Source organism: Enterococcus sp. 2G9_DIV0600, from assembly GCF_002140615.1.
In the GTDB taxonomy this organism is placed as follows: domain Bacteria; phylum Bacillota; class Bacilli; order Lactobacillales; family Enterococcaceae; genus Enterococcus_D; species Enterococcus_D innesii.
Genome location: NZ_NGLL01000002.1, coordinates 623,427 through 635,696 on the forward strand (window position 1 = coordinate 623,427; position 12,270 = coordinate 635,696).

Genomic DNA, 12,270 nt, shown 5'->3' on the forward strand with positions numbered 1-12,270 from the left:
CCTTTCAATAGGGAACCTTTTCCTAAAAAAATCAGTTCGCGCCCTCGTTCTCGGACAAATTGGCATAAATCGCAGCAACTTCTTCTTGGTAACGATTCTTTAGTCGAGGGGGACTTAAAATGCATAGGCTTTTTCCAAAAGAGAACAAATAGGGCACTACCCAGCTTTCCTCGGGCAAATCAACGGTAACCACAGCAGTGCCTTCCTCCGTCAAAGTAATATCCTGATGATCGAACTCATCATATACCCGATAAAGAACGTCGGCTTGAAAGAACAAACGCGCAGGATAGGTGTCAACAGTCAACTCAATGGCAGAATCAGGCGCAGTGACTGGGAAAAAATGCTGGTCAGAGACGTAGACCTGACTCATGCGGCTGATTTTAAATGTCCGAAAGGCATTCTTTTGCTGGTCGAAGGCTTGCAGATACCAAGCTTGCGAGCGAAAAAGCAGTTTATAAGGCTGGCAGATGCGTTTTTGCAGTCCCTGTTTACCGACATAATCAAAGGTGATCACGTGGTTTGTTAAAATACTCTTTTTTAATAAATTAAACGTGTCGTTGCCGTTTTCTCGCCGATGCCAAGTGGAAAAATCCACTTCTAGCCAATCAGCATCGGGCTGCTTAAACAAGGATTGTAGTTTTGCCAGCGATTGCCCACTGATCTGTGGCGTCAGCTGGCGAATCCCTTTCAACGCCAAAAGCAGGTTTTTCCGTTCTTCCTCTGATAATAACACTTTATCCAACACAAAACTGCTTAACAAATAAACGCCGCCATTTCGACCCGTTTCGGTATAGATGGGCACGCCAATACTGCTTAGGGTATTGATATCTCTTGTGATGGTGCGAGTCGAGACTTCAAATTGTTTGGCTAATTCAGAAGTGGTTGCTTTTTCATGATTCAACAGGTGGTAGATAAGGCCGAACAGGCGTGTCGTGCTCACTTGGCTTACTCCTTTTATAAAAAAATGATAAAACACTGACACAAGGTGTCTAGGTTTCTATCGTATCATAAAGACAAAGAAGGAGGAACTCCAATGAAATTTTCGATAATGGCAACGGAAAGAACCAATAATTTTACTGATCCAGCGATTCAAGCAAAAATCACTGGCTTATGGGAGAAAAACAGCGAGGCGGTCAAGAAAGCCGCAGAAAAAGGAACGGTCATCGCTTGCGTTTACCACGAGTATGAGTCAAACTATCAAGGAGACTATGCCGTTTCGCTTTGTTTCGAAGAAACGGAGCAAGCAGACTTTGATACAGAAAAATATACTTGGAAAAAGTATCCGATCGATCGGCGCGATGCGCTGGGCATTTTGACTACTTGGCGTCAAATCTGGTCTGAGGAAGAAAACCAGCAGCTGCAGCGCAGGTATTCCTTTGATTTTGAACAGTATGCGCCAGACGGCGAAGTAACGATTTTTATCGCCATTGCTGAAAGCGACAAAGAGCAGCTATTTTCCTGAATAGGAGGACAAACAATGAGACAGTATGAAAGCAAAGTAGCGCTGATCCAAGAGATCACAGAACGTTACCAAAAATTTCGCCAAGAATTTGATGAAATTCCTGAAGCCTTGCGAAATCAACGGATAGCAAGTGTCGACAAGACCCCTTCAGAAAACTTGTCTTACCAAATCGGCTGGGTCAGTTTGTTATTGTCATGGGAAGCACAGGAACAGCAAGGGATGAGCGTTCACACACCTGCTGAAGGGTACAAATGGAACAACCTTGGCGGATTGTATCAATCTTTTTATCAGACATACGGCAGTTTGACCTTAGCACAGCAACAAGAGCTCTTAGACCAAAAAGTGACGGCCCTTTGCCAGTGGATCGAGGGCTTATCCGATCAGGAATTGTTTGAAGCAAGGCAGCGGGATTGGGCAACCACCAAAGCACAGTGGCCAGTCTATAAATGGATCCATATCAATACAGTAGCACCCTTTACCAATTTCCGAACGAAAATCCGAAAATGGAAAAAGGAAGCACTGCATTGATCAATAAAAGAAGCAAGCTGGTTGAGCGTTTTTTAGCAACTGAGGGAACAGCTAACTTAAAGAATTGTTAAACAGTTGATCTGTGAAGATCAGCTGTTTTTTTGTTTTGTGTCATCGCAAGAAATCACCTGGAAAGTCTATGCTAGCTTATTGTCTAGTCGGTTCAGGTTAAGAAATAAACTGTTATTTTAATTCCTAAAGTGACGCGAAGGTGACAAAAATGAAACGCCAATTCGTAAAAGGGTATGCTATATTTTAAACAGTACTTGTTTTTTTACAGAAAAAAAGCGGGGAGTCGATGGCGTATCTTACGCAATCGCCGCCAATTGGTTTTATAGAAAAAACACAAAACCATTCCCAAGTCTGATGCAAGTTTGCTGAATATTCAGCAAAATAAAAGTAAATGACTATGAATAGAAAGGGTGAGGATCATCGAAAACAACCAAACCATTGGCTTGACGTCAGGAGAAGTCAAGGCGCGGGTGCAACGCGGTCAAGTCAATAAGACAAAAAAGGATACGACGAATACGTACCCGAAAATACTTTTTACCAATATCTTTACCTTTTTCAATTTGATCAACTGTGTCCTATTCTTTCTCGTCTGTTTGACGGGTTCTTATCAAAACGGCTTGTTCGTCTTTGTTGTCTTCAGCAATGTGATCATCAATCTCTTTCAAGAAGTTCGTTCCAAACGAACGCTGGATAAGCTGGCATTGCTAAAAGTTGCCAAAGCCGATGTTTATCGGGATGGCAAGCTGGAGAACTTGCCGATCCACAAACTCGTAATGGATGATGTGTTACGACTGAAAAGCGGGGATCAAGTGCCGACGGATGCCAAAGTCATTCAAGGATCTTTAGAAGTCAATGAATCCTTGCTGACTGGTGAAATGGATACGATCTACAAGCAGCCAGCAGACGAGTTGTTTTCTGGCAGTTTTATCACTGCTGGCGAAGCGTTATGCCAAGTGATCCACGTAGGCGCTGACAACTATATCGCAAAAATCAACAAAGAAGCCAAAACCATCAAACGACAAAAATACTTGATCCAAGGCAGTTTAAACAAAATCATTCGTTGGATCAGTCTGATTTTGGTCCCATTATGTACCCTCTTGTTCGTTAAACAGTTCTATTTCTCTCATGCAACTTTCAATACTGCCATCTTACGGACGGTGGCGGCAGCTGTGGGAATGTTCCCCGAAGGTTTGTTTTTATTGACGAGTGTCACGTTGACCATCAGTGCTGTCTATCTGGCGCGCAAAAAAGTGATGGTGCAGGAATTGAACTGCATTGATGCCTTGGCACGGGTCGATGTTCTTTGCTTAGATAAAACGGGCACGATCACCGAAGGCAAGATGACGGTGGAAAAGACGATTTCCTTTCATTCAGAAACACCGTTGGCAGAAATCACTGGTAACTTAATGGCGCAGCTGCCCGATCAGAATCCAACGGCAATGGCGCTGCGAACCTTTTTCCCAGAAAAAACGACGTACCAGATGCAGCAAGTCGTCCCTTTTTCATCAGATCGTAAATTCAGTTGCGTCACGTTTGAAGGACAAGGCACTTATTTCATCGGAGCTGCGTCGATTTTACTGGGAACCAACCATGAAGCTGTCTTAAAACAGGAAAGGCAGCTGGCAGAAGAAGGCTACCGAGTGATCGTTTTGGCTCACAGTACGCAAGGCTATGAGGAGGCAGGACTGCCGACGGATATTGAACCGCTGGGCTTTTATTTACTGTCAGACACGATTCGTGAAGATGCCAAGGAAACCTTGGAGTATTTTCGTTCACAGGCAATCCAATGCAAGATCATCTCTGGCGATGATCCAGTGACAGTCAGTCAAATCGCGAAAAAAGTCAATCTACCAGGGGCTGCTGATTTTATCGATGTGTCAAAATTAACTGCGACCGAATTAAAAGAAGCTGTCAGCAACTATCAGATTTTTGGTCGAGTGACGCCGCAACAAAAGAAAGAAATGGTGCTCTACTTGAAAGAACAAGGGCATACCGTCGCAATGACTGGCGATGGCGTCAACGATGTTTTGGCGCTAAAAGAAGCCGACTGCTCCATCGCAATGGCTTCTGGTGTTGATGCTGCGCGTCAAGTGTCAAATCTGGTTCTTTTGGAAAATCAATTTGATGCTTTGCCATCGGTCATGGATGAAGGCCGCCGAGTGATCAATAACATTACCCGCTCAGGTTCATTGGTGCTAGTGCAAGTCTTATTTTCCATCATGATCACCATGGGGACGTTGTTATCAGGAACGACCTATCCTTTTGAGCCGATCCAATTAACGATCATCAATGCCTGCTTTGTCGGCATTCCGACCTTCTTTTTAAACTTTGAACCAGACTTCAATCGGATCAAAGGGGACTTTATGACGACGATTTTCAAAAATGCTTTTCCAACAGCCTTGACGATTACGGTAGGAACTTTGCTGATCATCAACTTTGGTTATTGGTTCAACAGCAGCAGTAAAGCTCTATCGATCATGAGCATTATTTTTACTGCTTGGAACTATCGCTTGATCCAGAAAAAAGTCTATCCAGCGATCAACAGCTATCGAACGATGATTTTTTTCAGCACTCAGATCTTGTACTTTGCCGCTTTGATCGTCGGTCGCGACCTCTTTAACCTAGGCAATACCAGCTATCTCAACCTCATTCTCTTGATTGCCTTGTTGAATTTTTCCGCCTACATGCAACGCTTTGCGGATAAGGGCATCGAGCTGCTGATGCGAAGGTATACGAAGAAACGTAAAAGCTTGTCAAAAGAAATGATTCAGTAAATGGTAGGAAAAACTGATTGCTTAAGCAGCTCTTATAGCGTGCTAGGCAGTCAGTTTTTGTTTTCAAATAAATTTTTATTTAAAAGGAGTTTGTCTCTTGCTATGAAACTCGTTTCATACCGTACAATCAACCAAGGGACCTTTTCAGAAAATTTGTCGAAAGTGGTACAACTAATTTTCTATGGTAGACTTAGGTCACTAGCAAAACAATCAGATAGGAATGAAAGAAATGGCAACGATTCGCGATATAGCAAAAATTACTGGTTTTTCGATCACGACAGTTTCTCGTGTGATCAATGGCCATCCTTATGTTGATGAGCAAAAGCGAGCAGCGATTTTGGCGGTGATGGAAGAGCTGGATTACAAACCGAATAAAATCGCCCAAAAACTTAGCTCGGGGAAAACCTATAATATTGGAGTCATCGTACCGTTTGTCAATCACGCCTTCTTTGATGGGATCTTAAATGGCATTATGGAAGAAGCCTTTGCTCAAAAATACAAAGTGACGTTATTGCCGACCAATTTTGATCGAAAATTGGAATTAGAGTATCTAGAAGAATTCGCTGCAAAGGGATTTGATGGCTTGATCGTCATCACTCGCGCAAATCATATCGAGACGTTTTATCCCTACATGGAAAAAGGACCGATTGTTTTTTGTGAAAATTCGACCGGTACTGCCGTTCCTTTCGTTGCGATCGACTTGGTCGGCTCTGTGACAGCCAGTATCAATTATTTGAAGGAACAAGGCGTAAAGCGCTTGGGGTTGACGTTAGGGCGCAGCAAACGCCTCAGCTGCAATTCAGTCAATACCATCGCAAAAGCCAAGGAGCTGTTTCCTAATTTTTCAGAAGCAGATATTTATTGGGATTGTATCAAAGCCCAAGACGGGATTCCCGCAGCCGCATTTTTTAAGGAACGAGGAATCGATGGGGTGATCACAAATGGGGACGAGATCGCAGCGATGATCATAAATCAATACCCTCACGGGACAGCACCCATCGTGATTGGGCAAGAAAACCTGCTCATCAGTCAAATGCTGCACTTTTCTTCCGTTGAGTTTCATCTGGATCAGTGCGGCAAAGAAGCCTTTCGCTTGTTTCAAGAAAGAAAACAAGAGCAGATCATTCTGCCTTACGAACTTATTATTCGTGAATAATCATCGTTATAAAAAGAACACACCTTTTCGCCGCGAGGTGTGTTTTTGCCTGCTTTTTAAAGGGAATTTGAGGAAGGAAAATAAAAAAATAAAGAAAAAATCAATTTTGAATGCTTGCTTTTCACAGAGTAAAGGGCTACCATTGTTCTGTGGCTTTTTCGCCACAAAAATAGGAAACGTATCAGACAAGAGTACTTGGGGAAGATTCTCTTGGGGGAAGCCTGATACGTTTCCTTTTGTTCATTCTAACACTATTTATATATAAAGTAGAGAGATATTGAGTAGATAAATAAAAATACTACTGTAATTGATGAATAGGAAAAAGCCAATCATTCAAAAGGCGACTTTTAGATCGTTTTCCTATAACATGTTGGAGGGCAAATGGCTCCCCATGCTTTGGTTAATAAAAGAGCATCAACTAACTAATTGTGTTGTACCAACAAGAAAATTACATAGCTTGGCAACACCAGTTTCAGCTGTTTCTTTGATTAGAACAGTTGCAGTATTTTCGTAAACATGAATCACACTAACTTCTTGTAAACCGGTAAAGCCAATAACATTTGCCTGATAGTTTTGACCAGGGAACACTTGGTATTTTTCCATGTTTTTATCTCCTTCATTAATCTTATTTCAAAAGAATAATAATTAAAATTTAAGAAAAAGTAAAGTGAAACGATTTTTCATTCAAAAATACAGTCCTTTGGCGTTAGTTTCGAGCAGATTCAAACTTTTTCTGCAATTTTCCATTATTTTTTTCAATAAATATGCGGTGAATTGTTGAACATTATTCAAGAAAATATGCCTCTTACTTAAGGGAGTGTTCACAGATTTTAGCTAAACGACAGGGCGAGAGCAGCAGCTGAATTGTTTGTTTTGTGACGGTTTGGGGCTTATAATAAAGATAGGAAGAAGGATCGGCGTCACCACTTCCTAAATCAATTGAAAAGGGCGTGCAAGTTATGGAAAACGTATACCGAAATAACTTTGTCAAAAGAACTGTTCAACTGATGTTTGCACCAAAAAAAATCAGAAAGCGTCCGCCAGAACAATGGATCAAAATGCCTACCAGCCGAGTTATTCGGAGAAAGGACGCGTGATCCAGCATCTCGCAGCTATGCGTGAAATAGTCTTTAAAGAGAAAAGAAACGCAGGAAGTTCCGAAGACGGAACTTCCTTTTTTATGTCATTGAAATAGGGTGCTTATCGAAAAAGCAGTTGTCAACACGTTCTCTTGTGGAGGACCACTTTCGGAAGAGGATACAAAAGGAAGCTTGCGAGAGCCCAATAGACGAATGAAAGAAATCAATAGATGTGTTAGTGGATAAAGAATCAAGATGGTTCTTCCTAACTGTTTTTCCAAAAAGAATGATATTCAAAAAGACATGAGTCTATCTGCGTGGGCAGAATTGATGATTGATGTAAGAAGAGGGAACACAAAAGCCACTTTTTTCATACTTGAATTCTGTTAAAATACATATAGAGGTTCAAACTTGAAAAATAATCTGATAATTTTTAAAGAAGGTGAAAGCATGGACTACCAAGAAATCGCGCGTCATTTCCAGACAACATCCTTTGATCCCCAACCGTTTGTGCAAACGGCGATCGATGATCGAAAGGTAAGGGAGAAACTAGTGGAGAATGTCGTTGATGGTCAAAACCATATCAATGAGTATTTTAATAGTTATTTGATCATTAAAGAAGTAGCCATTAAAAACCCTGAGTTGATTTATGATGAGTGGGAACGGATCTGGGCGTTGCATACCCATAAAAACTCCTATCATCGGTGGATCGCCCACGATTTGATCACGCAACTTCTGGTGATCGATCATGAAGACAAGTTTGAAGCAATCAAGCAAGAATATGTACTGCTGCCTAAAGAAGAAAAAATTAGCAATTTCTTGAAGATGATTGAAAATATCAAGGAAGCCAGTCGACACAAAGACCTTCAGCATGAAAAGAAACGCTTGCTTACGGATCAAGTATGGCTTTCAAACTTCAATGAAAAACAAATGAAGCGTATTGATAAAGTCCTCCAAACTCTTTTGACCGAATGAATCAAGAAAAGCAATTGAACTTGTTTCAGAAGGGGGGCTTGCTGTTTTCCCCCACTATTTTTTCTTGATTGCTGGGAATAGTCGGGAGGAATGAGGAGCATGCTACAATGATAGTTACCAATTAGTTGCATGTATCGCATGCAAAATCTCCCTTAAGTCCTTGTAAGAAGCCAAGTGAAACTTTATACTAGAATGTAATACTTATTCAAAAAAAGGACAAATAAAATGAGGACATGAGCTTTTATGAAGAAATATTGTAAGGAAAATGTGCTGGAAGCGGCGATGAAGCGACTGGAATATATTTTTGACACCTTTCCCCATGTGTACTTTTCATTCAGTGGCGGAAAAGACAGTGGTGCTATGATCCAGTTGGCCGATCAAGTCGCCCGACAAAAAAAGAAAACCTTCGATCTGCTGATTTTAGATATAGAGGCAAATTATGATGCTACACGAGTATTCATGGAAAAAATCAAAGCGTTACCAAGTATCAATCAAACTTACCATTTTTGCTTACCCTTTTACGAGGACAACAATACCAGCGTATTTCAGCCACAATGGCTGATGTGGGATGAACAAGAACGGGAGAAGTGGGTACAGCCAATGCCAAAAGATGCGATTTCACTTGGTGATTTAGATGAATCATTGATGGAGATTTATCAGAGTGCAAATATGAATCCTGATAAGTTCTTGCGAAACTTTGCTCATTGGTACGCAAGTCACCATGGCTTTGAGCCCGTTGCTTGCGGTGTAGGTATTCGGACACAAGAAAGTCTGTATCGGTATCGATCAATCACATCGCCAAAGTATAACTTTCGGAAGCAATGCTGGATCAAACGGCAAGTAGCAGATTCAATGGTTGTCAATTTTTACCCCATCTATGATTGGAAAACCGAAGATGTCTGGGGAGCTTATACTCGTTTTGACTGGCCGATCAATGGCTTTTATGAAAAGTTGTATGATCATGGCGTTCCGATCCATCAAATGCGGATCTGTCAGCCTTACGGCATGCAGCAACGAAAAGGCTTGTACCAATATGCTTTGGTGGAACCGGAAACGTGGGAGCGCGTCGTAAATCGTGTGTCAGGAGCCAATTTTGGTCGCTTGTATGCCCAGACAGGATTGCTGGCGCATTACAATACGAGAAAACCCAGTCATATGACTTGGCAAGAGTATGCGGTCTTTTTACTGGAATCAATTGGACTTTATTCAAAGAAATTACAGGATCATTATTACCGCAAAATCACGATTTTGATTGATCATTATCGAGAAAAGCACGGGATCGAAGTGGAAGATATACCCGATGTGAGCAAACGTAAGGACTGGCTGAAAAACGAAGTACTCTGGCATGACTGGAAAGGAATCGCTCGTGCGTTAGAAAAAAATGATTTTTCCTTAAGCACGCGACAATACAGTTTGACGAAAAAAGATGAGTCTGAATTGTATGAGTTGGCGGTGGATTTTGGGGCGGCGCTGGGGATCGAGCATTTACCCAAGTATCAGTTGAAAAAATTGAATGCCAAATACGAGTATCTAACGAAAAAAATCACCTAACGATGGACGAATGGGTCCGTAGAGAGGAAGGGTTTTGTGAACGAACGATTGGTTTTATTTTTCCCACCGTATAAGAAAAGCCAATTCTATCAATTGATGGGAGCTTTCTTTGCAGAGCGAGTGTATCAGCAACAATTTCCGTACTTAGTCAATGATGAGAACTGTTACTGGTACGTGATTCTTGATGATGAAAAACGAGTGACCGCTTTTTCTTATTATGAAAAAGGCACCAACAAAGTGGAGCTAGGGGAATTTTATGAAAAAGATCCAGCTGCTCAATTTAAAAAGTTTCTTTTACGGAAAATGTTGGTGGATATCACCCGCAACTACCCAGAAGCAGAGATTCTCGCTTCTACTAACCAGCCTAGTGAAATTACCCTTTTGGAGTCAAAAGGGTTTGCGGTCTATCGACAAACAAAAAATTATTCATTTCTAAAAAGGAGTGTAGTCCCTCATGAGCGATATCGATTTTCCAGTGTTAGCGGCGAAACTGATCCCAGTCAGCAAGATTCACGCGAATACGTATAATCCCAACACCGTGGCTGCTCCAGAAATGGATTTGTTGGAACTGTCGATTCGAGAAGATGGCTTTACGCAACCATTGGTTTGTTACCACGATAAAGAGCAAGACCAGTATATTTTGATTGATGGGTTTCATCGGTATATCGTAGCAAAAGAGCGCTTGGCGTTGCCAAGCGTTCCGGTCACGGTGATCGATAAGCCTTTTGAGAATCGCATCGCTTCAACGATTCGTCACAATCGGGCCCGCGGTACCCATGGCATCGAGAAGATGGGGAATATCGTGCAGCAATTGGTCGCTAATGACTGGACGGATGAACGAATTGCCAAGGAATTAGGGATGGATCGCGAAGAAGTTTTCCGCTTTAAACAACGCTCAGGATTAAAAAGCGCCTTTTCCAACCATGAATTCAGCAAGTCTTGGATTGAGTTTGAAAAAAGATATTACAAAGGAAAAAAAGAAACCTAGAAGAGCAAAAAAGCTATCTAAGGAAGATAGCAATTGATCAATAATTTTTTTTGAATTTTGTATAGGTGTCTTTTACAACGATCACGATCAGATTGACCACCATCGACAAACAAAGTGTCCCTAAGAGAATGGCTAGGATCACACCTAATGTGTCTCTTAGAAAGCTGAAGATCGCTTCAACGATAAACATGGTTTTCTCCTCCTTTTCTCAGCGTCTATCTTTTCAGACAATTGCAAAAATAGGCTCGTTTTTCAATAGCTACCTGCTACTGAAAAATACAGTCGAGCGGTTTACACGTCCAGCGTTTTTGTTCATTGTGTCTTTCCGAAGTAGAGTATACTTTGGAAAGGACAAAAGAGAGTTTCTGTATTTTACAATCGGTGAAAAATTCTGAAATTTAAGAGTAGCCTTTCTTTTCAGATTCTTATCAATGGTATGAATAATCGTATCAATTTGTATAAAAAAAGTAAAATGATAACAAAGATTAAAATTGAGGAAAAGCTATGATTTCATCATTTTATGAGAGTCAGAAATATCCAAAACCTTGCTGTACAACGTCTTTGATTCCATTAGACATTGTACAGCTTGTTTCTTTTCTACAGTGATGATCCTTTCAAAATAACTACACTTGTTTCTAGAAAAAGCAAACGTGCATAAAAAGTCAATGATACATAATCTCCTTTGGATAACTAGAGCAGACGTTTTTTTAATTCAAAGACAAATTCTTTTGTAATACTGGGAGAATGCATTAGGGATTTTTTTGAAAGCAATCCGATCGACATACTAGTATTTGCTAAAGGATTCGCTAAGATTTTTATTTCAGCGCGGGTCTGATCAACGATAGAGCGAGGCACTAAACTGCAATAACCAGTTTGTTCGATCAAGTAAGGAATCGTACTAATATTGTTGACATATTCCCAATGGATCGATGGCACGCAACTGGCAAGATAGCTTTCAACTTTTTTATGTGCTAGGCTGTCATCGTTAAAACGATAGAAGTGGCAGCCTTCGAAATCAGCTGGTTTATTGATCGTTAACGGATTGTGGATCGATGTGATGCAGCAAAGCTCTTCTTGGAACAATTCTTCGTAAACAAAATTTCCCTCGTGAGGAAGTGAGCATAGTGCGACATCAATACGATTTTCTTTTACTGCCTTGGCTAATTCCATTGTGGTTCCCACAAGAATCTCGAATTTCACTTTTGGGTATTGCTGAGCAAACATATGGAGCAGTTCTGGCAAAATGGAAATGTCATAGGGCTGAACGATCCCCATCCGTATAGATGAGTCGATCATACTTGAAGCGTTGTGCAACTGTTCTTTTACCTGCTCCCATTGGGCGATCAGTCCAGGGACTTCCTGCTTCAACAATTCGCCTTCCAATGTTAGTACATTGCTTTTCCCTTCTAAAAATAACGCCACTTCTAACTCTGTTTCTAACTTTTTGATATGATTGGTAACCGTTGATTGGGCATAGTTTAGTTTGGCAGCAGCCTTCGTAAAAGTCCCTTCTTCGACGATCGTTTTAAAGGATTGCAGCTCTTTGATAAAATCCACATTTGTTCCCCTTTCTTTTCTCAAATTATACAAAAAAAGGAAAGTGAAATAATTTCTTTTTTTTATCGTAAATCAAAAAAATAGATATAAAAGTTCTTTCAAATATGTGTAGTATTCAGGGGTAAGTCTTTTTATTTTTGGTGACCGTTACTATAACGAATCCTAGAAATAAGTGAGAGGTTGTTTCC

12 protein-coding genes are annotated in these 12,270 nt (G+C 40.9%); 8 read left to right on the top strand and 4 right to left on the bottom strand.

All coding sequences use genetic code 11. The features are described from left to right. Positions 1-31: 31 nt before the first annotated feature. On the bottom strand, positions 32-940 hold the full coding sequence (locus A5870_RS16465) for a helix-turn-helix transcriptional regulator (protein ID WP_086293990.1): 909 nt from the start codon (positions 938-940) through the stop codon (positions 32-34). Positions 941-1,033: 93 nt separating this feature from the next. Between A5870_RS16465 and A5870_RS16470 the strand changes: the two genes are divergently transcribed. The 4 genes from A5870_RS16470 to A5870_RS16485 all read left to right on the top strand — a co-directional run bounded on the left by A5870_RS16470 (position 1,034) and on the right by A5870_RS16485 (position 5,932). Next, positions 1,034-1,462: an effector binding domain-containing protein gene (locus A5870_RS16470; RefSeq protein ID WP_086293991.1), complete on the top strand. Its 429-nt coding sequence runs from the start codon at positions 1,034-1,036 to the stop codon at positions 1,460-1,462. Between the two features lie 15 nt (positions 1,463-1,477). After that, positions 1,478-1,990, top strand: coding sequence for a ClbS/DfsB family four-helix bundle protein (locus A5870_RS16475; protein ID WP_086293992.1), 513 nt, complete (start codon positions 1,478-1,480; stop codon positions 1,988-1,990). A 422-nt stretch (positions 1,991-2,412) separates the two neighbouring features. Next, the gene (locus A5870_RS16480) at positions 2,413-4,776 is read left to right on the top strand and encodes an HAD-IC family P-type ATPase (protein ID WP_086293993.1); all 2,364 of its coding nucleotides are present in this window, start codon (positions 2,413-2,415) and stop codon (positions 4,774-4,776) included. Positions 4,777-5,005: 229 nt separating this feature from the next. Further along, the gene (locus tag A5870_RS16485; RefSeq protein ID WP_170924067.1) at positions 5,006-5,932 is read left to right on the top strand and encodes a LacI family DNA-binding transcriptional regulator; all 927 of its coding nucleotides are present in this window, start codon (positions 5,006-5,008) and stop codon (positions 5,930-5,932) included. A gap of 414 nt (positions 5,933-6,346) precedes the next feature. On the opposite strand, the gene A5870_RS16490 is transcribed toward A5870_RS16485, so the two are convergent. Beyond that, on the bottom strand, positions 6,347-6,535 hold the full coding sequence (locus A5870_RS16490; RefSeq protein ID WP_081119023.1) for a hypothetical protein: 189 nt from the start codon (positions 6,533-6,535) through the stop codon (positions 6,347-6,349). A 926-nt stretch (positions 6,536-7,461) separates the two neighbouring features. On the opposite strand from A5870_RS16490, the gene A5870_RS16500 reads away from it, so the two are divergent. The 4 genes from A5870_RS16500 (at position 7,462) to A5870_RS16515 (ending at position 10,525) form a co-directional block, all read left to right on the top strand. Continuing rightward, positions 7,462-7,986, top strand: coding sequence for a hypothetical protein (locus A5870_RS16500; protein WP_081119024.1), 525 nt, complete (start codon positions 7,462-7,464; stop codon positions 7,984-7,986). Between the two features lie 243 nt (positions 7,987-8,229). Beyond that, on the top strand, positions 8,230-9,537 hold the full coding sequence (locus A5870_RS16505) for a DUF3440 domain-containing protein (RefSeq protein WP_086293995.1): 1,308 nt from the start codon (positions 8,230-8,232) through the stop codon (positions 9,535-9,537). Between the two features lie 36 nt (positions 9,538-9,573). Then, positions 9,574-10,065, top strand: a complete 492-nt coding sequence (locus tag A5870_RS16510) for a hypothetical protein (protein WP_086293996.1) — start codon at positions 9,574-9,576, stop codon at positions 10,063-10,065. Then, entirely contained in the window at positions 9,992-10,525 is a 534-nt protein-coding gene (locus tag A5870_RS16515; RefSeq protein WP_086293997.1) for an IbrB-like domain-containing protein, read from the top strand. The genes A5870_RS16510 and A5870_RS16515 overlap by 74 nt, the downstream gene beginning before the upstream one ends. A gap of 37 nt (positions 10,526-10,562) precedes the next feature. On the opposite strand, the gene A5870_RS17435 is transcribed toward A5870_RS16515, so the two are convergent. Beyond that, positions 10,563-10,715, bottom strand: coding sequence for a hypothetical protein (locus tag A5870_RS17435; RefSeq protein WP_170924068.1), 153 nt, complete (start codon positions 10,713-10,715; stop codon positions 10,563-10,565). Positions 10,716-11,215: 500 nt separating this feature from the next. After that, positions 11,216-12,082, bottom strand: a complete 867-nt coding sequence (locus A5870_RS16520; protein WP_086293998.1) for a LysR family transcriptional regulator — start codon at positions 12,080-12,082, stop codon at positions 11,216-11,218. Between the last annotated feature and the right edge of the window lie 188 nt (positions 12,083-12,270).